At 63.4% G+C, this 24,757-nt stretch carries 26 protein-coding genes and 2 tRNA genes; 21 read left to right on the forward strand and 7 right to left on the reverse strand.

The window, feature by feature from the left end; all coding sequences use genetic code 11:
• Positions 1-37: 37 nt before the first annotated feature.
• Genes G473_RS0101065 through G473_RS0101080 form a run of 4 tightly spaced genes read right to left on the reverse strand, consistent with a single transcriptional unit; the run spans position 38 to position 2,300 of the window.
• Entirely contained in the window at positions 38-436 is a 399-nt protein-coding gene (locus G473_RS0101065) for a gamma-butyrobetaine hydroxylase family protein (RefSeq protein WP_051329743.1), read from the reverse strand.
• A complete protein-coding gene (locus G473_RS0101070; protein ID WP_035704888.1) occupies positions 436-666 on the reverse strand; it encodes a Trm112 family protein in 231 nt (76 codons plus the stop codon). Before G473_RS0101070 ends, G473_RS0101065 begins: the two co-directional genes overlap by 1 nt.
• A 39-nt stretch (positions 667-705) precedes the next feature.
• Positions 706-1,380: an LON peptidase substrate-binding domain-containing protein gene (locus tag G473_RS0101075; protein WP_029011586.1), complete on the reverse strand. Its 675-nt coding sequence runs from the start codon at positions 1,378-1,380 to the stop codon at positions 706-708.
• A complete protein-coding gene (locus G473_RS0101080) occupies positions 1,377-2,300 on the reverse strand; it encodes a thioredoxin family protein (protein WP_035704890.1) in 924 nt (307 codons plus the stop codon). The genes G473_RS0101075 and G473_RS0101080 overlap by 4 nt, the downstream gene beginning before the upstream one ends.
• 258 nt (positions 2,301-2,558) lie before the next feature.
• On the opposite strand from G473_RS0101080, the gene G473_RS0101085 reads away from it, so the two are divergent.
• From G473_RS0101085 to G473_RS24420, 7 genes are all read left to right on the forward strand, one after another.
• Positions 2,559-2,633, forward strand: a tRNA-Gly gene (locus G473_RS0101085).
• 41 nt (positions 2,634-2,674) lie between these two features.
• Positions 2,675-2,749 (forward strand) — tRNA-Gly (locus G473_RS0101090).
• A gap of 252 nt (positions 2,750-3,001) precedes the next feature.
• A complete protein-coding gene (gene motA / locus G473_RS0101095; protein ID WP_029011588.1) occupies positions 3,002-3,862 on the forward strand; it encodes a flagellar motor stator protein MotA in 861 nt (286 codons plus the stop codon).
• A 181-nt stretch (positions 3,863-4,043) separates the two neighbouring features.
• Entirely contained in the window at positions 4,044-5,699 is a 1,656-nt protein-coding gene (locus G473_RS0101100; protein ID WP_029011589.1) for a long-chain-fatty-acid--CoA ligase, read from the forward strand.
• A 116-nt stretch (positions 5,700-5,815) separates the two neighbouring features.
• Positions 5,816-6,340 carry a GNAT family N-acetyltransferase gene (locus tag G473_RS0101105; RefSeq protein ID WP_029011590.1) on the forward strand — a complete coding sequence of 175 codons (525 nt, stop codon included), beginning with the start codon at positions 5,816-5,818 and terminating at the stop codon, positions 6,338-6,340.
• A gap of 462 nt (positions 6,341-6,802) precedes the next feature.
• Positions 6,803-7,372 carry a DJ-1/PfpI family protein gene (locus tag G473_RS0101110; RefSeq protein WP_029011591.1) on the forward strand — a complete coding sequence of 190 codons (570 nt, stop codon included), beginning with the start codon at positions 6,803-6,805 and terminating at the stop codon, positions 7,370-7,372.
• Between the two features lie 166 nt (positions 7,373-7,538).
• Positions 7,539-8,408 (forward strand): endonuclease/exonuclease/phosphatase family protein, encoded by an 870-nt coding sequence (locus G473_RS24420; RefSeq protein ID WP_051329744.1) that lies wholly within the window; start codon positions 7,539-7,541, stop codon positions 8,406-8,408.
• Positions 8,409-8,454: 46 nt separating this feature from the next.
• On the opposite strand, the gene G473_RS0101120 is transcribed toward G473_RS24420, so the two are convergent.
• A complete protein-coding gene (locus tag G473_RS0101120; RefSeq protein ID WP_029011592.1) occupies positions 8,455-8,775 on the reverse strand; it encodes a DUF1476 domain-containing protein in 321 nt (106 codons plus the stop codon).
• A 158-nt stretch (positions 8,776-8,933) separates the two neighbouring features.
• Here G473_RS0101120 and G473_RS0101125 point away from each other — a divergent pair, with 158 nt between their 5' ends.
• From G473_RS0101125 to htpG, 6 genes are all read left to right on the forward strand, one after another.
• Positions 8,934-9,686, forward strand: a complete 753-nt coding sequence (locus tag G473_RS0101125) for an NRDE family protein (protein WP_029011593.1) — start codon at positions 8,934-8,936, stop codon at positions 9,684-9,686.
• A gap of 193 nt (positions 9,687-9,879) precedes the next feature.
• Complete coding sequence (purC, locus tag G473_RS0101130) at positions 9,880-10,644, forward strand: phosphoribosylaminoimidazolesuccinocarboxamide synthase (RefSeq protein ID WP_029011594.1); 765 nt, start codon at positions 9,880-9,882, stop codon at positions 10,642-10,644.
• A gap of 202 nt (positions 10,645-10,846) precedes the next feature.
• Positions 10,847-11,089: a phosphoribosylformylglycinamidine synthase subunit PurS gene (purS, locus tag G473_RS0101135; RefSeq protein WP_029011595.1), complete on the forward strand. Its 243-nt coding sequence runs from the start codon at positions 10,847-10,849 to the stop codon at positions 11,087-11,089.
• 19 nt (positions 11,090-11,108) lie between these two features.
• Positions 11,109-11,660, forward strand: coding sequence for a hypothetical protein (locus G473_RS24425; RefSeq protein ID WP_035704892.1), 552 nt, complete (start codon positions 11,109-11,111; stop codon positions 11,658-11,660).
• Between the two features lie 46 nt (positions 11,661-11,706).
• The gene (locus G473_RS0101145; RefSeq protein WP_035704947.1) at positions 11,707-12,213 is read left to right on the forward strand and encodes a hypothetical protein; all 507 of its coding nucleotides are present in this window, start codon (positions 11,707-11,709) and stop codon (positions 12,211-12,213) included.
• 105 nt (positions 12,214-12,318) lie between these two features.
• Positions 12,319-14,193 carry a molecular chaperone HtpG gene (htpG, locus tag G473_RS0101150; protein WP_029011597.1) on the forward strand — a complete coding sequence of 625 codons (1,875 nt, stop codon included), beginning with the start codon at positions 12,319-12,321 and terminating at the stop codon, positions 14,191-14,193.
• Positions 14,194-14,394: 201 nt separating this feature from the next.
• Here htpG and G473_RS0101155 read toward each other — a convergent pair whose 3' ends face one another.
• Together G473_RS0101155 and G473_RS24430 are read right to left on the reverse strand one after the other, a co-directional pair.
• Positions 14,395-15,252, reverse strand: a complete 858-nt coding sequence (locus G473_RS0101155; protein ID WP_029011598.1) for a DUF4743 domain-containing protein — start codon at positions 15,250-15,252, stop codon at positions 14,395-14,397.
• Between the two features lie 14 nt (positions 15,253-15,266).
• Positions 15,267-16,541 carry a TCR/Tet family MFS transporter gene (locus tag G473_RS24430; RefSeq protein WP_051329746.1) on the reverse strand — a complete coding sequence of 425 codons (1,275 nt, stop codon included), beginning with the start codon at positions 16,539-16,541 and terminating at the stop codon, positions 15,267-15,269.
• A gap of 181 nt (positions 16,542-16,722) precedes the next feature.
• On the opposite strand from G473_RS24430, the gene G473_RS0101165 reads away from it, so the two are divergent.
• The 8 genes from G473_RS0101165 to G473_RS0101200 all read left to right on the forward strand — a co-directional run bounded on the left by G473_RS0101165 (position 16,723) and on the right by G473_RS0101200 (position 24,734).
• Positions 16,723-16,902 (forward strand): twin transmembrane helix small protein, encoded by a 180-nt coding sequence (locus tag G473_RS0101165; protein WP_245579961.1) that lies wholly within the window; start codon positions 16,723-16,725, stop codon positions 16,900-16,902.
• Positions 16,903-16,915: 13 nt separating this feature from the next.
• The gene (locus G473_RS0101170) at positions 16,916-17,506 is read left to right on the forward strand and encodes a cob(I)yrinic acid a,c-diamide adenosyltransferase (RefSeq protein WP_029011600.1); all 591 of its coding nucleotides are present in this window, start codon (positions 16,916-16,918) and stop codon (positions 17,504-17,506) included.
• Between the two features lie 393 nt (positions 17,507-17,899).
• Positions 17,900-18,649 (forward strand): electron transfer flavoprotein subunit beta/FixA family protein, encoded by a 750-nt coding sequence (locus G473_RS0101175; RefSeq protein ID WP_029011601.1) that lies wholly within the window; start codon positions 17,900-17,902, stop codon positions 18,647-18,649.
• Positions 18,650-18,805: 156 nt separating this feature from the next.
• Entirely contained in the window at positions 18,806-19,744 is a 939-nt protein-coding gene (locus tag G473_RS0101180) for an electron transfer flavoprotein subunit alpha/FixB family protein (protein ID WP_029011602.1), read from the forward strand.
• Positions 19,745-19,875: 131 nt separating this feature from the next.
• Positions 19,876-20,748: a 3-hydroxybutyryl-CoA dehydrogenase gene (locus G473_RS0101185; protein ID WP_029011603.1), complete on the forward strand. Its 873-nt coding sequence runs from the start codon at positions 19,876-19,878 to the stop codon at positions 20,746-20,748.
• 154 nt (positions 20,749-20,902) lie between these two features.
• Entirely contained in the window at positions 20,903-22,642 is a 1,740-nt protein-coding gene (locus tag G473_RS24435) for a L,D-transpeptidase family protein (protein WP_051329747.1), read from the forward strand.
• A gap of 155 nt (positions 22,643-22,797) precedes the next feature.
• Positions 22,798-23,505 carry a peptidoglycan L,D-endopeptidase MepK gene (mepK, locus tag G473_RS0101195; RefSeq protein WP_245579962.1) on the forward strand — a complete coding sequence of 236 codons (708 nt, stop codon included), beginning with the start codon at positions 22,798-22,800 and terminating at the stop codon, positions 23,503-23,505.
• Between the two features lie 134 nt (positions 23,506-23,639).
• Positions 23,640-24,734 carry a potassium channel family protein gene (locus tag G473_RS0101200; RefSeq protein ID WP_029011605.1) on the forward strand — a complete coding sequence of 365 codons (1,095 nt, stop codon included), beginning with the start codon at positions 23,640-23,642 and terminating at the stop codon, positions 24,732-24,734.
• The last annotated feature ends 23 nt before the right edge of the window (positions 24,735-24,757 follow it).

Raw genomic sequence — 24,757 nt, forward strand, 5'->3', positions numbered from 1 at the left:
ACAGAGTACAACTTATATTGGGGTTGCCGCGATGTGATCAGGTGCTGGATCGGCTCAGACCCCGCTCACCCAGGGCGTTGAGATAAGCTTGCCATTTTTCGCCCCGGTCGCGCCCCAGTTCATAAAGATAGGTCCAGGTATAAAGGCCAGTATCGTGACCATCATCAAAGCGCAACCGCACGGCATAATTGCCCACCGGTTCCACCCCGATGATCGCTACTGCGGCCTTTCCGGCAACGATACGCTTCTGCCCCGGCCCATGGCCCTGCACCTCAGCAGACGGGCTCTCCACCCGGAGATATTCTGCCGACAGTGCAAACTCCATTCCGTCATCGAAACGGATGTGCAGAAGTTGCTCCACCCGTTGCAGGCGGATCGCCTCAGGCCACCGGCCAGTGCCGGTGGGTTCGGATACGAAACGTTCTTCGCTGGCCATCAGCCGGCCTGATTGTCGATCTGTCGCGCCTCATCCACCAGCATGATGGGAATGCCATCGCGGATCGGATAGGCAAGGCTGGCACTCTCGCTGATCAATTCCTGGGCGGCGGCATCATAGCGCAGCGGCCCCTTGGTCAGCGGGCAGACCAGGATTTCCAGCAGGCGGGGATCGACCCGCGCGGCTGTCGGCGCGTCGGGGGCGGGGGTCGTTTCCGTCACATCGGCCATGTCGGCTCCTTCCAAATCAATACCGGCGGGCAGGGCCGGTCAGTGGCGCATATTATCGCCATCATTGCCCTTGTCGTGGACTGCCATTTCGATCAAGGCAAGCAGCATTTGCGCACGCCGATACTGACCGTCGGCTTCCAGCAGGGCCTGTTTCTCCGTGGCGTCGAACGGGCAGATCATGGAAAGCGAGGTGATCAGCCGGTCATCGGGAGCCTGCTGGATGGCGTCCCAGTTCGCGTCAATTCCCTGCTGCTGGAAGTAGGCACGCAAGGCCGGGCCCAGCCGGTCGCGGTCCAGCAGCGTGCCCTCCTCCGGTGTCACCGGTTCCAGATCGGTGCGGAAGGGTGACCAGTCAGGCACGACTCGGCGATATCCGCGCAGCGGGGGCAGTTCTGACGCGACATTAAAGCGGCAGATCCCGGTCAGCGTGATCAGCAGCCTTCCATCATCGGTTTCGCTGAAACTGGTGATGCGTCCGGCACAGCCGGTACGGTACAGCGGCGGAGTTTCCCCCTCCGCCACCGGTGCCAGGGGCTGGATCATCCCGATCAGCCGGGGAGCGGCCAGCGCGTCCTGCACCATGTTCAGGTAGCGCGGCTCGAAAATGTTCAGCGGCAGGCGCCCTTCGGGCAACAGCAGCACCCCGGTCAGGGGAAAGACCGGGATGCTGTCGGGCAATTGCCCGAAGGCCAGATCGAAGGAACGGCCGCTCATGCGAACAGCAGGGAGGAAAGCTTGCGCCGGCCAGACACGGTCAGCTTGTCGGTATGGCCAAATGCCTCGAACAGTTTCAGCAACTGGGTGCGGGCGGCGCGCTCGTTCCATTCCCGGTCGCGGCGCACGATTTCCAGCAGGCTGTCCACCGCCTCCTCGTTGCGGCCGGCGGCATAAAGCGCCAGGGCATAATCATAGCGGGCCTGGTGATTGGCGGGATCGGCATCCACGGCGGCTTTGAGCTCGGTCAGCGGGCCAGCTTCCTCAGCCTGACGGGCCAGTTCGAGCTGAGTGCGAATCGCGGCCAGTTCTGGCGACTTGGCCATGGATGCCGGCGCGTTTTCCAGCATCTCGGTCACGCCCTCGTGCTGTCCCACCGCCATCAGGCAGCGGATCAGACCGGCATAGGCCGCGGCATTCTCCGGCTCTTCGGCCAGGATATTATTATAGATATCGGCGGCTCCGTGCAGGTCACCCTCATCCAGCAGGGCCTTGGCTTCTGCCAGGATGGCCGCAATATCAATGGCGCCTTCGCCGCCGGACAGCTTCACCAGACGTTCGATGAAGCTCTTGATCTGGCTTTCCGGCAGCGCGCCCTGGAACCCATCCACCGGGCGGCCCTGGAAGAAGGCATACACGGTGGGGATGGACTGCACCCGCAACTGGCCGGCAACGGCGGGATTCTCGTCGGTGTCGATCTTCACCAGCTTGACGGCACCCTTGGCGGCCAGCACGGCCTTTTCCAGGATGGGGCCCAGCGTTTTGCACGGACCGCACCAGGTCGCCCAGAAATCGACGATGATGGGCACTTCCCGCGATGCCTCGATGACATCGGCCATGAAGCCGGCATCGCTGCCATCCTTGATCAGGTCGGCGGCGGTGGGCTTGGGTCCGGCATTGTTCAGCGCGTTGGGCAACATGGGGGCTTCCTGGATCGATCCGTCTGGCGGTTGCCGCTATGGCCGGCGGGCAGGGTGCTGCCGGCTTCGCGGGGTTCATGATCGTTATATAGAGCGCAGATGCCCCCCCCGCAAAGGGGCGCCGTACCGGATTGGCCATGCCATGGTGGTCGATCAAAAAAAGATGAAGGACGGCGAAAAATTCTCTTGCACCTAAAAAGTTCCTGGCTATATTCCGCGCTCACCGCCGGGGACGACCCGGACGGCTTCGGAAATTGGGCGGGCGTAGCTCAGGGGTAGAGCACAACCTTGCCAAGGTTGGGGTCGAGGGTTCGAATCCCTTCGCCCGCTCCATGATCCGAAAATACAGGTCTTTCAATGACCAAACTGGCGATGCGGGCGTAGCTCAGGGGTAGAGCACAACCTTGCCAAGGTTGGGGTCGAGGGTTCGAATCCCTTCGCCCGCTCCAGTTTGAACCATTGACCTGCTATCCGAAAAAGCGCCCGCTGGGGCGCTTTTTTCGTTTCTGCTTCCCAAAGACCGTTTCCATCGCCTGAACGCATGGCCCGATGATCATCCGGCCCATCCAGGAAATGCCGTCAGCCGTGCGGAATGCCAAAGCCTGACCCGATGGCCCGTTGGTTTTGACTCACCATTCGTTTACCTTGCTCCCTCATTGTGACGGCATCGATCTGGATGTCTCTCTCCTCCGGGGTAGCGCATGTTCGCCATCATCGGCCTCGTCGGCGTGTTTTTCTGTGTGTTCGGTGGCTATGTCATCTTCGGTGGTAAGCTCGGCATCATTATTGAGGCCTTGCCGAAGGAGATCATGATCATCGGTGGTTCCGGTGTCTCCTCCTTCCTCATCACCAACAGTGCCCACACGGTCAAGGCGTGCGGCAAGGATGTGAAGAAGATCTTCGGTGGCTCGCGATTCCATAAAAAGGAATATATCGAGCTGCTGTCGCTGCTGTACCAGATATTGAAAACCATGAAGAGCAAGGGTGTGCTGGCGATTGAACAGCACATCGAAAAGCCCATGGAGAGTAATATCTTCAACGCCTATCCGGCGGTGATGAAAACCAATCTGACCATCAAGTTCATCGCCGATTACCTGCGCATGTTCTCCATCGGTGTCGATAACCCGCACGAGATGGAAAGCCTGATGGAGCAGGAAATCGACAAGATGAAGCATGAGGATATGCATTCCTCCCACGCCATCCAGGGTCTGGCAGACGCGCTGCCGGCACTGGGTATCGTGGCGGCGGTGCTGGGCGTGATCAAGACCATGGCGTCGATCTCCGAACCGCCGGAAGTGCTGGGCAAGCTGATCGGTGGCGCGCTGGTCGGCACCTTCATGGGTATCTTCCTCGCCTATTGTCTGGCCGCTCCCATCGCCGGGCGCCTGAAGGGCATCGCGGAGGAGGAGAGCCAGTTCTATGGCGTGATCAAGACCGCCATCGTTGCCCATCTCGGCGGCTATGCGCCCCAGGTCTCCATCGAAGCGGCCCGAAAAAAGGTGCCGACGGAGTACATGCCTGATTTCAACGAGTTGGAAGAACTCTTGTCCCAGATCAGCTAAGCCCCGGCGGGGTTTCGGCGTTGGAAATAAGCCAGGGGGTGGCCAGTCGGGCTGCCCCCTTTTTCTTGAGGCCGATGCTGGCGGCTAAAAATTTAAACGCCTGTTCAATTCCGTCTGGCAATCGTCCCCCACTGCCCCCACTCTCTTCCCAAAGCCAAAAATACCAGGGAGGAGGATCAGTATGCTGCAGGGACTGATGATGGACCGCCCGTTGCTGACCACGGGCCTGTTGCGCCACGCGGCGCTGAATTATGGCGAGCGGCCGATCAGCTCGCGTTTCGCGGCGGAGCCGGCCCATCGCTATACATGGCGCGATGCCTGGAACCGGGCGGGCCAACTGGCCCATGCGCTGCTGGCGCTGGGCATCAGGCCGGGTGACCGGGTAGGCACCCTGGCCTGGAACGACCATCGCCACATGGAACTTTATTATGCCGTGCCCGGCATCGGCGCCGTCTGCCACACGATCAATCCCCGCCTGTTCCCCGACCAGATCACCTATATCGTCAACCATGCCGCCGATCGCTGGCTGTTCGTGGACCCGATGTTCCTGCCGCTGGTGGAACAGCTCTGGCCCCGGCTGGAAGGGGTGGAAGGCGTGGTGGTGCTGACCGCACCAAGCCTGATGCCGAAAAGCACCGTCATTCCCCGCCTGCTCTGTTTTGAGGATTTGCTGCACGGCCAGCCGGTCGATTTCGACTGGCCGGAATTTGATGAGAATACGGCCTGCGGCCTTTGCTACACGTCCGGCACCACGGGCAATCCCAAGGGTGTGCTGTATAGCCACCGCTCCGCCGTGCTGCATGCCTATGGCGTGGCCTGCGCGCCGGGGCTGGATTTCCGGTCGGGGGACAATCTGCTGGTGGTGGTGCCGCTGTTCCACGCCAATGCCTGGGGGTTCCCCTATGCCGGGGCGATCATCGGCGCCACGCTGGTGCTGCCGGGGCCGAAGCTGGATGGGCGCAGCGTCTATGAGCTGATGGAGGCGGAAAAGATCACCGTTTCCAGCGGCGTGCCCACGGTCTGGCTGGGGCTGCTGGCCCATATGCGGGCCACGGGCGCGCGGTTTTCCACCCTGCGTATGGTGACGGTGGGCGGCTCTGCCCTGCCGCGTGCCATGCTGGAAGAGTTTGAGCAGACCCATGGCGTGAATTGCTGCCAGGGCTGGGGGATGACGGAACTGTCACCCGTCGGCTCCATTGGCGGCCTGTCCCCGACAGAGGCGGCCTTGCCGCTGGCCCAACAGCATGATGCCAAGATGCGGGCGGGCCGGCCGATCTATGGCGTGGAAATGCGCATCATCGGTGCCGACGGGCAGGAATGCCCGCGCGATGGCAGCACCTATGGCGAACTGGTGGTGCGCGGTCCCTGGGTTGCCCGCGCCTATTACAATGACGAGGCTGCCAATCGCAGCGCCTTCACCGCGGATGGCTGGTTCCGTACTGGCGATGTCGCGGTGATCGGGCCGGACGGGGCCATGGCCATCGTGGACCGGGCCAAGGATGTCATCAAATCCGGCGGCGAATGGATCAGTTCCATCGATCTTGAAAACGCCGCCATGGGCCATCCCGGCGTGCAGGAGGCGGCGGTGATTGGCGTGCCCCACCCCAAATGGGTGGAACGACCGCTGCTGCTGGTGGTGAAGCGGCCCGGCACCGACCTGGACCGGGAGACGCTGCTGCGTTTCCTGGAAGGGGAGGTGGCCCGCTGGTGGCTGCCGGACGATATCCTGTTCGTGGACACACTGCCCCACACGGCGACCGGTAAATTATTGAAGACCGAATTGCGCAAACGCTATCTGGACCATCCGCTGCCCGGCGCCCCGGCAGCGGCGGAATAGGCGGGGCAGGGCAGGGAAAGGGGCCGGTCTGTGAAATGCTTCACAGGCTGGTGGATAGGGGGTGGGGTACCCATTTGCCCACCCCTTCTTCCGTTCGGATTACGGCGCCGACGCCCATGATGATCCCTGATTTCCCGGCTCACTTCACCAGCCACCTGTCCCGCCTTGGTGCCCGCCCGGCCCTGCCCGGTGATCGGCCGCTGCTGCGCCGGATTATCACGTTGGATACAGAAAATATGCTGGAGGACGTTCCTGCTGATGCAAGGCGCATGATTGTTGCTGTTCAGGCGGAAGGGCGCCTGAATCTGGCGCGGCGCGGGTATCCGGCAGCGACCTGCCTGCTGCTGGAGGCTGGGGAGGAAGTGGTTGGATTGGTGATGGTGGATTTGCGGCGCGGCCTTGCGCTGCTGCTGGAACTGATCATCCTGCCGCCCTGGCGGGGCCAGGGATATGGCCGGGAGGCCCTGGCCGGTCTATGTGCCCAGGCGGATGCTGGCGGGTGGGTATTGGAAGCCAGTGTTTTTTACGATAGCCCCGTTCGCCGTTTTTTTCACAAAGCCGGCTTCGTGCCGTCGCGTGAGGAGGGGCTGGAACTGGTGCTGCTGCGCCATCCGGCAGGGCGGAAAGGGGCCGCCGGTTGAGGCAGGACATTCCGTCGGGCTGACCCCGCAGCATGGTCGTTTTTAAAACCCTGAAATCTCGTTTCAAAAAGCCACTGAAGCATTGCATTCATGTGGATAAAATCCACGCTCGCCATGCGCGGATGGCAGGTCTGCCCGAATTGAGGATTGACCCGGGGCGTGCAAAGGGCCAATTAGCGCGCCATGCAAGAAAAGACGTAACCCGCCCTCAAAGCCCGACCGGCGCTTGCGGGGCTGCCATGGCGCTCCATCCGTTTTGGATCGGATGCGGCGAATGCCATTGGCCGATCCCGCCCCGTCCGGTCCCAGGTGACCGGGGCCAGGCCTGATATTCAGGCCCTCATGGGAGATTTTCTCGGCATGACGCTTTTACACCATGGCCCGGCCATGGTGCTGCCGCCCGCGATTCCGGCGCCCCGGGCCCGGAACCGCTGACAGGCCCAACCAGAAGGAGACGAGACCTTGACCGAACAACTGCTTGCCGGAAAGAACATTGCCATCCTCGTGGCCAATGGCTTTGAGGAACTGGAAATGACCGAACCGCAGCGCGCTCTGCTGAAGCAGGGGGCGAAGCCGAAGATCATTTCCCCGGAGCAGGGCCTGGTCAACGGGTGGCACGGCGCCGCCTGGGGCCATTATTTCCCGACCGATCGCCATGTCGGCGATGTGCTGGCCGCTGATTTCGATCTGCTGGTCCTGCCGGGCGGTGACCGTTCGGTGGCCAAGCTGGCCTCCAACCCGCACACCCGCCGCATCATCGGCAGCTTCATGGATGCCGGCAAGGGCGTTGCCGCCTTTGGCCGCGGTGTGGAGCTTCTGGCCGTGGCCGACCGGGTGAAGACCCGTGACCTGACCGGTCCGGAAAGCATCAAGGATACGATGGAAGCCGCTGGCGCCAAGTGGTCCGAGGATGCGATCGTCACGGATCGTTTCCTGGTCACTGCCCAGTCGAACGAAGACATGAGCGAGATCATCGATGCCATGATCCGCACCTTCGTGGCAGCGGTTGAACAGCGCAAGCAGGCCGCCTGATCAAGGTCTCGTCTGCCCGCCGGCCCCAGGGCCGGTGGGGCACTGTTACAGGGGCGCCCCGGCACGGTCGGGCGCCCCTTTTTTCCGTCTTTATCCCTTTGGTGGCATCCTTTGGCGGGGTGCGGGCGTTAAGATGGCACCTGCCATCGATACCGGAACCGGATGAATGACGCTGCCCCCGCCACCGTCCCGTATTGCCCCCGCCATGGCCCTGTTGCGGCGCCTGCGTCGCCGCCCCGGCATGCCGGATTTCCACCGGGTGGCAGCCGCCATCCCCGATGAACGGCACGACAGGCTGCCCGATGGGTTCAGCCCGCTGCACATCGCAAGCTGGAATGTCCATTCCTGTGTCGGCATTGATGCCCGTTTCGCACCCGACCGGATCGCGGCGGTCATTCGCTCCCTGGAAGTGGATGTAATCGGCCTGCAGGAAGTGGGCTGGCACCATCGGGGCGAGGTGGGGCTGGACCAGTTCGCCTTTCTGGCGGCGCAGACGGGCATGACAGCATTGGCCGGCCCGACCAAACATCACCGCACGGCCCATTATGGCAATGCCCTGCTGACCCGGCTGCCCGTGCTGGGGCACGACCTGATTGACCTGTCGGAGAAGCTGCGGGAGCCGCGCGGCGCGCTGGCGGCGCATCTGGAGGTGCGACCGGGGGTGGAGGCACGGGTCATCGTCGCCCATTTCGGGCTGGACCCGTGGGAGCGCAATGCCCAGGTCGCCCGAATCCTGGCTTACCTTGACGGGGCACGGCCCCTGCCCACCATTTTCATGGGCGATCTGAATGAATGGCTGCCGTCGGCGCGGTGTCTGCGCCGTCTGTCCGCGCGCTTTCCGGACTGCGCCGCCCCCCGCAGCTTCCACGCGAAGCTGCCAACCTTGCGGCTGGACCGGATTTTTGTCTCCGGAGAGGCTTGTCTGGCCCGCTATGGGGTGGTGCGGACCAAGGTGACACGGCTGGCGTCAGACCATCTGCCGGTCACAGCCTTGATCGGCGTTCCCCCTGTCCAGGGGGGAACGGGCAGCCCCTGACGGATAGGCCGCCCGTTCTCACCGGTGGTCTGCACCACCGGCAATATCAGCCCTGCTGGATCTGCTGCCGGGCGGTTTCCAGCATCACATCCATCTGCTTTTCCAGACGATGTTCGGAGATGTCCACGCCCTTGGCTTTGAAATCAGCCAGGATCTTGCGGACGATATCCTTGTGGCCCGGCTCCTCGAAATCCACGGCGACCATCTGCTTGCCATAGGCTTCGGCATCGTCGCCCGTGATGCCCATCTGTTCGGCAGCCCAGATGCCGATCAGCTTGGCGCGGCGGGCCTGGATGCGGAACATCACTTCTTCGTCATGCTTGAACTTGTTCTCGAACGCCTGTTCGCGGTCATCGAACGTGGTCATCGCGAATCCTCTAAATTCTGTACGGGCTGAGCATATATATACCCATCCCCTGACATCCACCATGGGCGCCTTGGGTGCAACAGTTTATGTGACCCTTTGCACTCGGCGGGTAGTTAATTTTTCTTACAAATCATTTACTTGCAGGAAGGTTTTCCGTCATGTGCTCCGTCATTATCCTCCGCCGACCCGGCCATGACTGGCCTTTGCTGCTGGCCGGCAACCGGGATGAGATGGTGAACCGTCCCTGGAAGCCGCCGGCCCGCCACTGGCCCGACCGACCGGAAGTGCGCGCCGGCCTGGATGAGACGGCGGGCGGTTCCTGGCTGGGGGTGAATGATCATGGCGTGGTCGCGGTGATCTTGAACCGCCAGGACACGCTGGGGCCGATGCCGGGCAAACGGTCGCGTGGGGAACTGGTGCTGGACGCGCTGGATCATGCCGATGCGCGCGACGCGGTGGACGCGCTGGCCGATCTGGATGGAAGGGCCTATCGCCCCTTCAATCTGGTGATCGCGGATAACCGCGATGCGTTCTGGCTGTGCCTGCCGGCCGATGGCGCCCGTATCCAGGTGAAGCCGATCCCCAACGGCCTGTCCATGCTGACAGCGTCTGACCTGAATGATGACAGTTCGCCCCGGCAGAAATTCTATCGCCCCCTGTTCCAGGCGGCAGCCGTGCCCGATCCCGACAAGGGCGACTGGGCGGGGTGGGAACAGTTGCTGGGCAGCCGCATCTGGGATGGGGATATCGGCCCGCGCGGTGCCATGTGCGTGGTAACGCCGATCGGATTTGAAACCGGCAGTTCCGCCACCGTCGCCCTGCCGGCGGCGGCACGGCTGGGCACGCCCCCGGTTTTTCGCTTCGCCCCCGGCCGCCCGGACCGCACGGCCTTTGCCGATGTGGCCCCCTGAGACCTGTCGGGGAAGGGGAACAGCCTTGTCAGACCGGTGTCGATACCCTGCACTGAGGCGCCCGCATCGCTGCTTCCATTGTGCTGACGGTCGTTGCTTGCTATAGGGAGGGCTTCGGACCCTCCGCGGGGTGGCATAACCCCGCTGCGGGTCCGTTCCCCTTTTTGCTGGAACGATTGCTGGACACCAACCCATGACCCGACGCCGGCGCATCTACGAAGGCAAGGCGAAGATTCTGTATGAGGGCCCCGAGCCGGGTACCCTGGTCCAGTACTTCAAGGACGACGCCACGGCGTTCAACGCCCAGAAGAAAGGCACGATCACCGGCAAGGGCGTGCTGAACAACCGCATCAGCGAGTATCTGATGCAGAAGCTGGGCGAAATCGGCATCCCGAACCATTTCGTGCGCCGCTTGAACATGCGTGAGCAGTTGGTGCGCGAGGTGGAGATCATCCCCATTGAGGTGGTGGTCCGCAACATCGCCGCCGGCAGCCTGACCAAGCGGTTCGGCATTCCGGAAGGCACGCCGCTGCCCCGCTCCATCGTCGAATATTACTTCAAGAACGACGAGCTGGGCGATCCGATGGTCTCGGAAGAGCATATCACCGCGTTCGGCTGGGCTGCCCCGCAGGACCTGGATGACATGCTGTCGCTGGCGCTGCGCACCAATGATTATCTCAACGGCCTGTTCCTGGGCATCGGCCTGAAGCTGGTCGATTTCAAGGTGGAATTCGGCCGCCTGTTTGAGAATGAAGAGATGCGCATCATCCTGGCCGACGAGATCAGCCCGGATAATTGCCGTCTGTGGGACGCCAAGACCAACGAGAAGCTGGACAAGGACCGTTTCCGCCAGGATCTGGGCAATGTGGCCGAGGCCTATCAGGAAGTGGCCCGCCGTCTGGGCATCCTGCCGGAAGCCGGCCCCGGCGACCATACGGCCCCTAAGCTGGTGCAGTAACGCTTGCAAGGCCGCACGGTCTGGTGAGAGATGAAAAGGCTGGAACGGTGCTGCCGTTCCAGCCTTTTTTATTCCGGGCGGGCTGACCTGTGCGGGAGCAAACCTTCCCTGCGTCCAGCCGGTAGGTTTCTGCATCGCCAAGCCGGGCGGTTTTTGCTATCCCACCGCCATTGATTTCTGCCTCAAGACAGCGGGTGCCCCTATGAAGGCCAAAGTCATCGTCACCCTGAAAAACGGCGTACTGGATCCCCAGGGCAAGGCCATCGGCCATGCGCTGACCAATCTGGGCTTCGACGGCGTCGGTGAAGTGCGCCAGGGCAAGCTGATCGAGCTGGAAGTGGCGGAAACCGATCCGGTCAAGGCCAAGGCCCAGATCGAGGAAATGTGCCGCAAGCTGCTGGCCAATACCGTGATCGAGAATTACTCGATCGAACTGGTGGCCTGATCACAGGTCGGACGGAGCAATGGCAAGGCGGCTTCTGATTGGCATGATGGTGGCGGCGGCTGGACTGCCCTTTTCCACCACCGTATGGGCACAGGACGATGCGCGCACCGTTCTGGCCTGTGGCGATCTGACCGATGCCCAGGCCCGCCTGGCCTGTTTCGACCGGATGCTGCCGGCGTTGCGCCGGCATTTCGGCCCCGATACGGCTGTGGGGACAGCGGCTGCTGTTTCCCCGCCGGCTGTGGCGGCCGTGGCGCCCCCTGTTGCCCCAGCAGCCCCTCCGCCGAAGGAAAGTTTTGGCGGGCCGCAATTCAACCGGCCTGCGCCGGAAGCGCCCCCGCGTGAGGATGTCGATTTCATCGATGCGGTTGTGACAGCCCATCGGGTCAATCCGCGCGGTTTGACGATTCTCACCCTCGATAATGGTCAGGTCTGGATCCAGACCGAAACGCCGACCTTGCTCATCAAAGGTGAGGGACGGCGTATTCGCATTGAGAAAGCCGCCCTTGGCGGGTACAGACTGACAGGTGAAGGCCTTGGTCGGGCCTATTGGGTGAAACGCGCCCAGTAAGGGGTATTGCCCTCCCGACCGGCCAATGCTGTTCGGGATGGATCTGATGCGCCTTGCCCTTGCTGCCCCGCTTTCCTGCGGTCTGCTGTTTCTCGCTTTTGCCGGACAGGTTTCCGCTGGCCCGGCTGACGTGTTGAAATGCACGGAAATTGCCGAGGCTTCCGCCCGGCTGGCCTGTTTTGACCGTACTGCCCCCAGCCTGCGCGATGCGCCCAAGCCGCCGGCCCCGCCGGCCCCGCCGGTGGCCGCTGTGCCGCCCGTGCCGCCGGAACAGCGTTTCGGTGCCGAGCGGCTGGAGAAGAAGGACCAGCCCGCCGCCTTGCGGGAGGAGCCGGAAGCCATCACGGCGGTTTTGAAGGAAGCCCGCGAGGGTGAACCCAACCGCTGGGTCTTCCTGCTGGATAATGGGCAGGTTTGGCGCCAGGTGGTGGCGCGTGGCCTGAAGGGCGTCAAGCCGGGTAGCAAGGTGACGGTGGAAAAGGCCGTTCTCGGCTCCTATTCCATGACGATTGAGGGGGTGCCCGGTCTGATCAAGGTCAGCCGCGTGAAATAGTCGGGGGCGCTTCGCGTCCCCTTGCGTATCCCCGATACATGTCCCATATCGACGACCGGCTTATTCAAGCCGGTCGAATGCCGATATTTGCAAATGGTGAGAGAGATGAGCGAGGAACGGCTCAGTTTCCAAGCCGAGGTCAGCCGCCTGCTGGATATCGTGGCGCACAGCCTCTACTCGGACAAGGAAGTCTTCCTGCGGGAACTGATCTCCAACGCATCTGACGCGTGTGACAAGCTGCGCTATGCCGCGCAGACTGATGCCGCGCTGATGCAGGGCGATCCGGACCTGAAAATCCGCCTGTCCGTGGACAAGGATGCCGGCACCCTGACCATCGCCGATAATGGCATCGGGATGAACCGTCAGGATCTGGTGGACAATCTGGGCACCATCGCCCGGTCCGGCACGTCCGCCTTTGTCAAGAACCTGTCGGGCGATGACAAGAAGGATGTCAGCCTGATCGGCCAGTTTGGCGTCGGTTTCTATTCCGCCTTCATGATCGCCGATACGGTGGCGGTTTATTCCACCCGCGCCGGGGAGGCCCATGGCTGGCTGTGGACCAGCGATGGCAAGGGTAGCTTCACCGTGGCCGAGAGCGCCGATGCGCCGGCGCGGGGCACCCGGATCGTGCTGCATGTGAAGGCGGACGAGAAGGATTTCCTGGAGGATCACCGGCTGCGGTCGGTGGTGAAGAAATATTCCGACCATATTGCCGTGCCCATCCTGCTGGGGGATGAGACGGAGTCGGTCAATGCCGCCAACGCGCTGTGGACCCGCTCCAAGTCGGACGTGACGCCGGAGCAGTATAAGGAATTCTACCACCATGTCGGGCACAGCTTTGACGAGCCGTGGCTGACCTTGCATTGGCGCGCCGAGGGCGTGATCGAATATACCGGCCTGCTGTTCGTGCCGCAGCAGCGCCCGTTCGACCTGTTCGACCCGCGCCGTGCGCATCATGTGAAGCTCTATGTCCGCCGCGTCTTCATCACGGACGAGGCGGAAGGGCTGGTGCCCCCCTATCTGCGCTTCCTGCGCGGCGTGGTGGATAGCGAAGATCTGCCGCTGAATGTCAGCCGCGAGATGCTTCAGCACAATCCGGTGCTGGCCAAGCTGAAGGCCGGCATCGTCAAGCGCGTGCTGGGTGACCTGAACAAGAAGGCCGCCGATCCCGAACAGGCCGCCGATTATGCCCGCTTCTGGGAAGCCTTTGGCCCTGTGCTGAAGGAAGGGCTGTACGAGGACTTCACCCACCGCGACGATCTGCTGAAGTTGCTGCGTTTCCGCACCACCGCCAGCAATGGCGACCTGGTGAGCCTGGAAACCTATATCGGGCGGATGAAGGAAGGGCAGGACGCGCTCTACTACATCACCGGTGAGGATGCGGCGGCCCTGGCCAAAAGCCCGCAGATCGAAGGATTCCGCGCCAAGGGCGTGGAAGTGATCCTGCTGACCGATCCGGTGGACGAGTTCTGGCTGGGCTCCGTGCGCGAAGCCCAGGGCAAGGTGTTCAAATCCGTCACCCGCGGCGGGTCGGACCTGTCCAAGATCAAGGGCACGGACGCTGAGGAAAAGAAGGACGATGCCGAGAAGCCGGCGGAAGGCGATCTCGCCTCCCTCACCGCGCTTTTGAAGCTGACGCTGGGCGATGCGGTGAAGGATGTCCGCAAGTCTGAACGGCTGACCGACAGCGCCGTCTGTCTGGTCGCCGATGATGGCGACATGGATATCCACCTGCAGCGCCTGCTGAAGCAGCATGGGCAGTTGGGCGATGCCGGTGCCACCCGTGTGCTGGAGATCAACCCCACCCATCCGCTGATCCGCCGTCTGGCGGAAAAGGCGAGCCAGGACGGGGCGGCCACAGCGCTGGAGGATGCAGCCTTCCTGTTGCTGGACCAGGCCCGCATCGTGGAAGGGGAAACCCTGCCCGACCCGGTGGCCTTTGCCCGCCGCATGGCCGCCTTTGTGGAGCGGGGATTGTAAGGTTTAGATCGCCCTCACATTGTTGTGCCTCCCCCGCGAAAGCGGGGGTCTAGGGGCCAAGGGCACCAATGCGTGGTTCTTGGTGGCCCCTGGATCCCCGCTTTCGCGGGGAAGGCAGCCCTATCCACAAGGAATAAGTCAGTCCCTTCACGGGAACGGCGATAAAAGAGGCTTCACCTTAAACCGTGCACCCTCCAGGCCCTACACCGCCCCCCGCAGTCCCCGGCACAGGGCGATGTAATCCGGATGGTCCGGGGTCAGCCAGCCATGGCGGATCAGGAAGTCGATCACCACCAGATTGACGTTGAACTTCCAGTCATCGCTGTCCCGCACGCTGGCGGCCACCTCATCCAGCGGCCAGAGCTCGAATCGTTCCACCTCGCCATCGGTATTGCGGGGGATGAAATCCTCGTCCAGTTCCAGGTCGTAGGTGAACAGATAGTCGGGCTTCAGGCCGCTTTTCTTCTCCATCACATAATGGATGATCCCGACCGGGCGGGCCTGACGCGCCAGTTCGGGCGGCAGATCGGCTTCTTCCCGCGCTTCCTTCAGCAGATTGTCAGTCAGGCTCAAGCCCGCCGGCTGCCCGCCGGCGACCAGATTGTCGTACTGGCCGGGGGCGATGCCGCGATCCATGGCGCGTTTGCCGACCCAGAGATGGATACCATCCCGGCGGCGCACGAAACCGTTAATATGCAGCCCATAGGCATTGATGCCGAAAAAGGGGACGGCGGCACGGTCGATCCGCAGCAGCGGTTCCGCCCCCCAGCTTGTCAGCACCGGATACATCTCCCGCCGCAGGGGTGGCAGCGCGCCAGCGGCCACCAGCCCTTCCAGCATCTGGGCCAGGGCGATGGTGCGGGCGTCCGGATCGGTTAGCGTCGGATCAAGTGTCAGATCCTCCCCTTCCGCCAGGAACGGGTGACCCAGGGCCAGCAACCGGTCGCGGAAGGCCGGCCGGACCCAGCCGACATCATGCCCCGCGACCCGGAAGCGCCGGAACCCGGAAAGGTCATGACGGTTGCAGGCCTGGATGTGGCGCAGGAAACCTGTAGGCATCGCACTCTCCCTTATCAGGCGCTTTCCGCCGGGATGGGGGCCGAAACGGGGGTGGGTGTCGGGGTTCGGCGCAGGGCCCAGGCGGCAATAAACACCGCCAGGACCAGCATGGCCCCGCCAAAATAGAAGGGCATGCCGGGGATGGGCACTGTCGCACCCGTTGCCGTGAAGCGAGCGAACAGTTCCGCCCCGATCAGGGGCGCGAAGATGAAGGTCAGGCTCTGCACGCTGGCCAGCGCGCCCTGGACCGATCCCTGTTCATCGGCGCCCACGGTGCGGGACACCACGCTCTGGATGGCGGGGGAGCTGATGCCGCTCATCGCATGGACCAGGATGAAACTGTAGAAGAACAGGCCGCCCGTGGCGCTGCCATAGCCGATATAGGCGATGGCCTCCAGCGACAGGCCCAGCAGGATGGTTTTCGGTTCCCCCAGCCCGCGCACGATGCGGGAGATCAGCACCCCCTGCACAATGGCGGTGGCCAGCCCGACGGCGGCCAGCGACAGGCCGTTATCCAACTCCCCCCAGCCATAGCGCTTGGTGGTGTACAGCACCCAGACGGTCTGCAGGATACCCATGGCCAGCACGGCACAGGTGCGCGAAGCGGCCAGCCCCAGCACGGCGGGATGGCGGGCCAGCGCCTTCAGGCTGCCGATGGGGTTGGCACGCCGCCAACTGAAGGGGCGGCGGTTGGCGGGGGCCAGCGACTCGGGCAGGACGAACAGGCCGTAGAGGAAATTCAGCCCCGCCAGCCCGGCCGCGACCATGAAGGGCAGGCGCAGATGGATTTCCCCCAGCAATCCGCCCAGGGCCGGCCCGGCGATGAAGCCGATGCCGAAGGCCGCCCCCACCATGCCGAAATTCCGCGCCCGGTTCTCCGGCCCGGAAATGTCGGCGATATAGGCATTGGCGGCGGTGATATTGGCTGCCGTCAGCCCGGCGATCAGGCGCGCCGCCAGCAGCCAGCCCAGCCCCGGCGCAAAGGCCATGAAAAGCTGGTCGATCCCGGCCCCGGCCACCGATGCCAGGATCACTTTGCGCCGGCCGAACCGGTCCGACAGCGCCCCCAGCACGGGTGCAAACAGGAACTGCATGATGGAGAAGCTGGCCACCATCAGCCCCAGCCACCAGGCCGCCGATGCATCGTCGGCGGAAAAATGCTGCACCAGGGCCGGCATCACCGGGATCACCAGCCCGAAGGTCAGCACATCCAGGAAAATGGTGACCAGGATGAAAGGGATACCGGCCTGACGGCGCGGGCTTCTGGCATCGGTGGCAGGGTGGGACATGCTGGTTTCCGGCTGTATCGGCTGCGGCGGACATATAGCAGAAGCCCAAGGGGCCGTCGCGCCACGGCTGCGCCCCATCCAGGCTGCGGGCACGCTTAAATGCGGCATGCGGACGCTTTATCGCGGTCCCCCCTGGGCGACGGGCCGGGGACGCGCTATATCAGGGCCCATGAGCGGAATATTGATCATCCTCATGGTTGCGGCGATGCTGGCCACGCTTGGCGTGCTGGTGGTCGGCCTGTTTGCCATGGCCCGTGGTGGCGAGTTCAATGCCAAGCATGGCAATCGCCTGATGTGGTGGCGCGTGCGCCTGCAGGTGGCGGCCCTGGTGCTGTTCGCCCTGGCCTTCATGGCCTCGTGACGGGACCGCACCCATGGTGAAGCTGAACCGTATCTACACCCGTGGCGGTGACAAAGGGGCCACATCCCTGGGCGATGGCAGCCGCGTGCCCAAGCATGATCCGCGCGTGGCCGCCTATGGCACGGTGGACGAGGCGAATGCCGTGCTGGGGTTGGCGCGCCTTCATACCTGTGTGCCGGGGGCGGGGGCGCTGTTGGCCGATGCCGACGCCATGCTGGCCCGCATCCAGAATGATCTGTTCGACTTAGGTGCCGATCTCTGCACCCCGGAACAGGAAAACCCGCCCTATCCGCCGCTGCGCATCATTGATGCCCAGGTGGACAGGCTGGAGGCGGAAATTGACCGCATGAATGCGGAACTGGCGCCGCTGAACAGCTTCATCCTGCCTGGTGGCAGCCCGGCTTCCGCCTATCTGCATCAGGCGCGCACCGTCATCCGCCGTGCAGAACGGGAAATGACCCTGGCGGCGCAGACAATCAGCATCGGCGCACCGGCGCTGAAATATGCCAATCGCCTGTCCGATCACCTGTTCGTGATGGCGCGCTATCTGAACGATAAGGGCGCTGCCGACATCCTCTGGGTACCGGGCCTGACCCGCGGCTGAGTGTCACCATGTGGTGACGCGGGGGAGGCTTGCATTTTCGCGCGGCGTGATTATCATTTTACCATTACGTAATCGTAAGCCGAATGGGCCGATGCGACCGATTATTTCGTGTCCCGGCAGGAGAGGTGAACGAAGGAAAGGAACGGGTTTTTGGGTCTTTCGTCGACGCTGTGACTGTGATTTGGCGTGAAATGGAAAGGAAATTTCGTAAATCCATTTCACCGCGCATTCTATTGACAGGTGCAGTGCAGCAATCCTATTTTCCAGGCCGATTTTTTACGGGCTGGACGACGGGCGGCGAATGCCCAATCCTGTGCCTCAACGCAAGGCTGAAAGCCGGAGATGGGGCGGGTGTCCTCACCCGTTACCTGATGCAAAGCTAGGGGATCGCCAATGAAAGTCCTTGTCGCTGTCAAGCGCGTGGTTGACTACAACGTTAAGGTCCGTGTGAAGGCGGATGGTAGCGGTGTCGAGCTTGCGAACGTGAAGATGTCGATGAACCCGTTCGACGAGATCGCCGTGGAAGAGGCGGTGCGTCTGAAGGAAGCGGGCAAGGCGACGGAAATCATCGTCGTCTCCATCGGGCCGACGGCAGCGCAGGAGACGATCCGCACCGGTCTCGCCATGGGTGGTGACCGGGGCGTGCTGGTCCAGACCGATGCCGAGGTGCAGCCGCTGGCCGTCGCCAAGCTGCTGAAGGCCGTCGTCGCGAAGGAAAGCCCCGATCTGGTGATCCTGGGCAAGCAGGCCATTGATGATGACAGCAACCAGACCGGTCAGGCGCTGGCGGCGCTGCTGGGCTGGGGCCAGGGGACGTTCGCGTCCAAGGTGGTTCCGGGCGACGGCAAGATGGCCGTGACGCGCGAGATCGACGGCGGCCTGGAGACGGTGGACCTGAAGCTGCCGGCGGTGGTGACCACCGACCTGCGCCTGAACGAGCCGCGCTATGCCTCCCTGCCCAACATCATGAAGGCGAAGAAGAAGCCGATTGAGGTGCTGGACCCGGCGGGCCTGGGGGTGGACATCACCCCGCGCCTGACCACGCTGAAGGTGGCCGAGCCGCCCAAGCGCAAGGGCGGCGTGAAGGTTGCCAGCGTGGCCGAACTGGTCGCGAAGCTGCGCGACGAAGCGCGCGTGATCTGAGCAAGGCTGCCCCTCGCTGCTTTCCCCGCGTAAGCGGGGATCCAGGGGGGATGATCGCAACGTCGGCGCCTGTGGCCCTGGATCCCCGCTTACGCGGGGGCGGCAGGTTGAGCAGGGGACAAGGTGGCGCCCCCTTAGAATTCCGATGAGGATGTCATGAGCATTCTGGTAATCGCCGAACCCTCCACCGGCGCTGTGAAGAAGCCGACCCTGACGACGCTGGGTGCGGCGGCGAAGATCGGTGGGGAAACCCATGTGCTGGTCGTCGGTCAGGGCGTGGCGGATGCCGCCAAGGCCGCTGCTGCTGCTGCCGGCGTGACCAAGGCCCTGGTCGCCGATGGGGCTGAATATGCCCAGGGGCTGGCCGAGAATCTGGCCCCGCTGGTGGTGGCAGCCGTGAAGGCAGGTGGCTATGGCCATGTGCTGTTCCCGGCCACGACCTTTGGCAAAAATCTGGCGCCGCGCGTGGCGGCCTTGCTGGATGTGCAGCAGATCAGCGAGATCAGCGGCGTCGTGTCTGCCGACACGTTCGAACGGCCGATCTATGCCGGCAACGCGATTGCCACGGTGCAGTCGGCGGATGCGATCAAGGTCATCACCGTGCGCGGCACCGCGTTTGAGGCGGCGGGCGAGACCGGCGGGGCCGGTGCGGTGGAAAGCCTGTCGGGCACCGGCGATGCCGGCTTGTCCAGCTTTGTCGGCGCGGAACTGACCAAGTCAGAACGCCCGGAACTGACCTCGGCCCGCGTGATCGTGTCGGGTGGCCGTGGCATGCAGTCGGGCGACAATTTCCCGATGCTGGACGCGCTGGCCGACAAGCTGGGCGCCGCCGTGGGTGCATCGCGCGCGGCAGTGGATGCCGGTTTCGTGCCCAACGATTATCAGGTCGGCCAGACCGGTAAGATCGTGGCCCCGGAACTCTACATCGCCGTCGGTATCTCTGGTGCAATCCAGCATCTGGCCGGCATGAAGGACAGCAAGGTCATCGTCGCCATCAACAAGGACGAAGAGGCCCCGATGTTCCAGGTGGCCGATTACGGCATCGTGGGCGATCTGTTCAAGATCGTCCCGGAACTGACTGAGGCACTGGGTTAAGCCGAAAAGGCGGGGAGGGCGCTTTTGTCCTCCCCTGTCCTTTCGTCGCGGGGGGCAGGCTGGTCTTTCCGTGGCACATTGGTGCCAGGAACCGGTTTCCATAATTTCAACCCGATAACGGGGATGGCGTGATGATCGAGAAGGTGGGTGTGATCGGCGCCGGACAGATGGGCAGCGGCATCGCCCATGTCTGTGCGGTGTCAGGGCTTCAGGTCGTGCTGTCGGATCTTTCCGCCGACCAGCTTGCCAAGGCTGTGGCCGGGATTGCCAAAAATCTCGACCGGCAGGTGAGCAAGGGCAAACTGTCGGCTGAGGATAAGGATGCGGCCATGGCCCGCATCACCACCAGCACCGATCTCGCGATCTTCAACGATAGCGATCTGGTGATCGAGGCGGCGACCGAAAGCGAAGAGGTCAAGCGCCAGATCCTGAAGGCGCTGGTGCCCAACCTGAAGCCGTCGGCCATCATCGCCACCAACACCTCTTCCATTTCCATCACCCGTCTGGCTGCCGCGACCGATCGGCCGGCCCAGTTCATCGGCATGCATTTCATGAATCCGGTGCCGGTGATGCAGTTGGTGGAACTGATCCGGGGCATTGCCACGGATGATGACACGTTCCAGGCCATCAAGGCCCTGACCGTCAAGCTGGGCAAGACGGCGGCGATTGCGGAGGATTTCCCCGCCTTCATCGTCAACCGCATCCTGCTGCCGATGATCAACGAGGCCGTCTATACGCTGTATGAAGGCGTCGGGTCGGTGGAAGCCATCGACACCGCCATGAAGCTGGGGGCCAACCACCCGATGGGGCCGCTGGAACTGGCGGATTTCATCGGTCTGGATACCTGCCTGTCCATCATGCAGGTGCTGTATGAGGGGCTGGCGGACAGCAAGTACCGCCCGTGCCCGCTGCTGGTGAAATATGTTGAGGCCGGGTGGCTGGGCCGCAAGGTCGGTCGCGGCTTCTATGATTATTCCGGCCCCACCCCGCGTCCGACGCGGTAAGCCCGTGAAAGCCACCGGCGACTGTAAGCCGGTGGCGCCCCTCCCCTATCCTGGCAACTGCCAGTTGTTGCTTTGCAACGAAATTGGCGGCGAACCGTTAAGTCTTTGATGATAGGCTGTTGACGGGTGCCGAGGGTGCCGGGAGGGGTTTTCCGTGAATTTGCGTTCCATCCGCTGTCGCTTTGGCCGCCCTTTGATCAGGCTGGCCGTTCTGCCCCTGGCAGCCCTTGTTCTTCTCTCCCCCCTTTCCGCTCGTGCTGATGCGCCCAGCGTAACGGCAGCCATCCAGTCCCGCCTGGTCAGCGGCGTCGGCTTGCCCAAGGGTGACCGCGACGGCCAGGATCTGGAAATTATTGGCCGGTTCTATGAAACCCATGCCATGGCGCCGCTCTGGATCAGCGGGGGGCGCCCCAATGAAAAGGCCCAGTCCTTGCTTGCCGTGCTGGGCGCGGCGGATGCGGATGGGCTGGACCCACGGGATTATGGTGTTCCCCGGATCGCCCCGCTGCTGGAACGGGGCGACAGCGCCGACGCGCTGGCTGAGCTGGAATTGCTGCTGACGCAAAGCGCGCTTTCCTTCGGGCGCGACCTTGCCACCGGCCGGCTGGAGCCGAGCCGTGTTGATTCCGAGCTTTATGTGGAAAAGCCGGTATTGGATTCCGCCCTGCTGCTTCAGCAATTGGCGAACAATGCTGATCCGGCGGCCGTGCTGCTGCCGCTGGCCCCGTCGCGGCCGGAATATCTGGCGCTGCGCGAAGCGCTGGTCCTGTATCGCGGGCTGGCCAAAAATGGTGGCTGGCAGCCGGTGCCCGAGGCCGAACAGTCGCTGCGTCCGGGGGAAAAGGATGCCCGCCTGCCGGCCCTGCGCTCCCGCCTGCGCATCACCGGCGAATTGCTGATGACGGCCCCGATCCCGGAAGATCCGGAGCTTTACGACGAGGCGGCGGCTGTTGCGGTGAAGCTGTTCCAGGCCCGTCATGGGTTGGAACCGGATGGGGTTGTCGGCAAGCAGACGATCCTGGCGCTGAATGTCCCCGCCGAACAGCGGGCCGGCCAGATCATGATGAATATGGAGCGCTGGCGCTGGATGCCGCGTGACCTGGGGCAGAGCTATCTGCTGGTCAATCTGGCGGCCTTCGGCCTTTCCATGTTCGATCATGGCAAGGTGGTGCATGAGGCGCGGGTCGTGGTGGGCACCACCTCCACCCGCACACCCGTCTTCTCCCGCAACATGACCTATATGGAAGTGAACCCCTACTGGCATGTGCCGTACAAGATCGTGCGGGATGAGATCATGCCCAAGGTGCGCCAGGATCCGGATTATCTGGCCAAGCATGGCTATGAATTGCTGCCCGGCAACGGCGTGCGGCAGAAGCCTGGCCCGCAGAACAGCCTGGGCCGCATCAAGATGATGTTCCCGAACGAGTTCGACATCTATCTGCATGACACGCCGTCCAAGGCCCTGTTCAACCGGGCGCGGCGCAGCTTCAGCCATGGCTGCATCCGGGTGGAACATCCGTTCGATGTGGCGGAAACCATCCTGCGCCTGACGGGTACGACGGATTGGGATCGCCCGAAGCTGGATGCGGCACTGGAAAGCGGCCAGCGTACGGTGGTGCGGCTGAAGCGACCGATCCCGGTCTATATCTCCTATTTCACGGCCTTCGTCGCAGCCGACGGCAAGGTGAATTTCCGCAGCGATATCTATGGGCGCGACCGGAAGCTGGCCAATGCCATGCATGCCGCGGGCATGCGCTGGGATGGCGTCGCGGCGGAAGCCCGCACAGCCAGCACGGCGGCCGGCGGGGCCGCGCCGATGATTTCCCCCTCCGCCCCGGCGCCGAATGGTGGCAATGGAACCCCGGCGGCGGGATCGGGGAATCCTACCCCTTGATCGTGCTTGTTTTTCCTAATTGTTCCCTTGGAAAAATGACCTAGGCCATTCGTCCATTTGTTGCTTGCATCCCCGGTTTCGATCTGCCATGACTGCAATCGTGTCCTGCGGCGCACGCGGGCTACCCCAAAAGATTGCGGAATGGAGTGTCTCCCGTGCAACGGTCGCGGGAGGTGGCAGAGACGGAAGGGATACGCACGATGGTGGCACGGCCGACGACGACCGACCTGATCCTTGGCAACGCCACCGCTGACTCTCCTACCCCGTCCCCTTCTTCCCCATTGGTTCAGACTGTTGATGGTGAACGGCGCGGCTTCCTGCGCCGGATCGGCGGGCTGGTCCTGGGGGCCGGTGCCGCCATCGCCATGCCGACCATCCTGACCAACCCGGCCGATGCGGCCCCGCTCTCCTCCCCCCGCCGCAGCCTGTCCTTTGTGTCGCCGCACACGTCGGAAAAGCTCAAGGTCACGTATTTTGCCGATGGTCGCTATCTGCCGACCGCGCTGTCGGATGTGAATGAGATGCTGCGCGACTGGCGCACGGGTGAACAGGGCAAGATGGACCCCAAGCTGCTGGACCTGCTCTATCAGCTTCGCCTGCGCCTGCGGACGGAAGAGCCGTTCCAGGTGATTTCCGGCTATCGCTGCCCCAAGACCAACGCGATGCTGGCCTCCAAGTCCGATGGTGTGGCGAAGAAGAGCCTGCACATGCAGGGCAAGGCCATTGACATCAATGTGACGGGCCGCCAGCTTGCCAAGATCCGTCAGGCCGCTGTCGATCTGAAGCTGGGCGGCGTGGGCATCTACAGCAAGTCCAACTTCGTGCATGTGGATACCGGTTCGGTCCGCTACTGGGGCGCATGACGCCACCATGATGGCCCCCTGACGACGGGCGCCAGGGCGGGTCTTTGCGGCCTCCCCCCTATTGTTTCTCCCCCACTGGACAATTCCGCGCTTTTGCGGCACGCCTCTCCAGCACTGCTGGTAATGGAGAGGCGATGTTCGCGCTATTGCTGCGCTTGATGCGCAAGCCCGGTCTGGCTGCTGGCGACGAACTGGTGAAGGCCCGCCTATGGCGGCTGGGCGGTTGGGTTGCGGTGGTCTGTGCGGCCCATGTCGCCGCCATGATGCTGCTTGAGGGCATGGGCCTTGGCGATGCCTTGTGGCTGACGGCCACCACCATCGTCACCGTCGGCTATGGCGACCTTTCTGCGAAAACCGATATCGGCCGGATCGCTACCGTTCTGCTGCTCTATGTCGGCGGCATTTTCGTCGTTGCCAGCCTGGTTTCGGCTCTGGCCGAATGGTATGGCCGCAAATATGAACGCAAGGCCACGGGGGCCTGGGAGTGGAACTTGTCCAACCATCTGCTTCTCATCGGGGAACCCAGCGGCGATGTCGTGCAGCATGTCGGCCGGCTGGTCGATCAGGTGCGCGCGCATGAGGATTGGGCCGGCGTGCCGGTCCAGATGCTGACCCGCGCCTTCGCGGATGGACGTCTGCCGGTGGCGCTTGCCGATCGCGGGATCGTGCATGTCACCGGATCGCCGGTCGATTCGCAGGCACTTGCCCGGTCTACGCCGGAAAAGGCGCGCTGCATCCTGGTTTTCTCCAACTCCGAAACGGACCGCGAGGCAACGGCGCGGGTATTGGATACAGTGCTGCGTCTGCGCGAACGGGCGCCCACCGTTCCGCTGGTGGCGGAATGTGTGGATATTGGCGACCATGAAAGGCTGACCCGTCTGGGTCAGGCCCAGCCGATCCGCGTCATGCACGGCTATCCGGAGGTGGCGGCCCGCGCCATTGTCAGCCCCGGCTCCGAAGCGCTGATTGAGCAGCTTTTCACCGCCGAAGGCGATGAATGCCGCCGCATCGACCTGCCGCGTGTGTGGGAGGGTGAATGGCTGGACCTGTTGGTCACGCTGGCGAAGGCTGGTATCGGCACACCCATTGGGTGCCGCTGCGTCGAGACGGGCGCCATCCTGTCCAATCCGCTGGGCCGCCGGGTGAAAACCGATGCCCTGTTCCTGATCGTTGGCGATGCGCGCCAGGCCAGGGCGGCGGCGGATACGGCGAAGCTGCTTTTCACCTGACGGGCAAGCGGGGGAACCGCCCC

The organism is Niveispirillum irakense DSM 11586, from assembly GCF_000429645.1.
In the GTDB taxonomy this organism is placed as follows: Bacteria; Pseudomonadota; Alphaproteobacteria; order Azospirillales; family Azospirillaceae; genus Niveispirillum; species Niveispirillum irakense.

Coding starts and splice junctions, on each gene's coding strand:
- G473_RS0101065 (WP_051329743.1), bottom strand. CDS start 436: ATGGCCAGCGAAGAACGTTTCGTATCCGAACCCACCGGCACTGGCCGG.
- G473_RS0101070 (WP_035704888.1), bottom strand. CDS start 666: ATGGCCGATGTGACGGAAACGACCCCCGCCCCCGACGCGCCGACAGCC.
- G473_RS0101075 (WP_029011586.1), bottom strand. CDS start 1,380: ATGAGCGGCCGTTCCTTCGATCTGGCCTTCGGGCAATTGCCCGACAGC.
- G473_RS0101080 (WP_035704890.1), bottom strand. CDS start 2,300: ATGTTGCCCAACGCGCTGAACAATGCCGGACCCAAGCCCACCGCCGCC.
- motA (WP_029011588.1), top strand. CDS start 3,002: ATGTTCGCCATCATCGGCCTCGTCGGCGTGTTTTTCTGTGTGTTCGGT.
- G473_RS0101100 (WP_029011589.1), top strand. CDS start 4,044: ATGCTGCAGGGACTGATGATGGACCGCCCGTTGCTGACCACGGGCCTG.
- G473_RS0101105 (WP_029011590.1), top strand. CDS start 5,816: ATGATGATCCCTGATTTCCCGGCTCACTTCACCAGCCACCTGTCCCGC.
- G473_RS24420 (WP_051329744.1), top strand. CDS start 7,539: ATGACGCTGCCCCCGCCACCGTCCCGTATTGCCCCCGCCATGGCCCTG.
- G473_RS0101120 (WP_029011592.1), bottom strand. CDS start 8,775: ATGACCACGTTCGATGACCGCGAACAGGCGTTCGAGAACAAGTTCAAG.
- G473_RS0101125 (WP_029011593.1), top strand. CDS start 8,934: ATGTGCTCCGTCATTATCCTCCGCCGACCCGGCCATGACTGGCCTTTG.
- purC (WP_029011594.1), top strand. CDS start 9,880: ATGACCCGACGCCGGCGCATCTACGAAGGCAAGGCGAAGATTCTGTAT.
- purS (WP_029011595.1), top strand. CDS start 10,847: ATGAAGGCCAAAGTCATCGTCACCCTGAAAAACGGCGTACTGGATCCC.
- G473_RS24425 (WP_035704892.1), top strand. CDS start 11,109: ATGGCAAGGCGGCTTCTGATTGGCATGATGGTGGCGGCGGCTGGACTG.
- G473_RS0101145 (WP_035704947.1), top strand. CDS start 11,707: ATGCGCCTTGCCCTTGCTGCCCCGCTTTCCTGCGGTCTGCTGTTTCTC.
- htpG (WP_029011597.1), top strand. CDS start 12,319: ATGAGCGAGGAACGGCTCAGTTTCCAAGCCGAGGTCAGCCGCCTGCTG.
- G473_RS0101155 (WP_029011598.1), bottom strand. CDS start 15,252: ATGCCTACAGGTTTCCTGCGCCACATCCAGGCCTGCAACCGTCATGAC.
- G473_RS24430 (WP_051329746.1), bottom strand. CDS start 16,541: ATGTCCCACCCTGCCACCGATGCCAGAAGCCCGCGCCGTCAGGCCGGT.
- G473_RS0101170 (WP_029011600.1), top strand. CDS start 16,916: ATGGTGAAGCTGAACCGTATCTACACCCGTGGCGGTGACAAAGGGGCC.
- G473_RS0101175 (WP_029011601.1), top strand. CDS start 17,900: ATGAAAGTCCTTGTCGCTGTCAAGCGCGTGGTTGACTACAACGTTAAG.
- G473_RS0101180 (WP_029011602.1), top strand. CDS start 18,806: ATGAGCATTCTGGTAATCGCCGAACCCTCCACCGGCGCTGTGAAGAAG.
- G473_RS0101185 (WP_029011603.1), top strand. CDS start 19,876: ATGATCGAGAAGGTGGGTGTGATCGGCGCCGGACAGATGGGCAGCGGC.
- G473_RS0101200 (WP_029011605.1), top strand. CDS start 23,640: ATGTTCGCGCTATTGCTGCGCTTGATGCGCAAGCCCGGTCTGGCTGCT.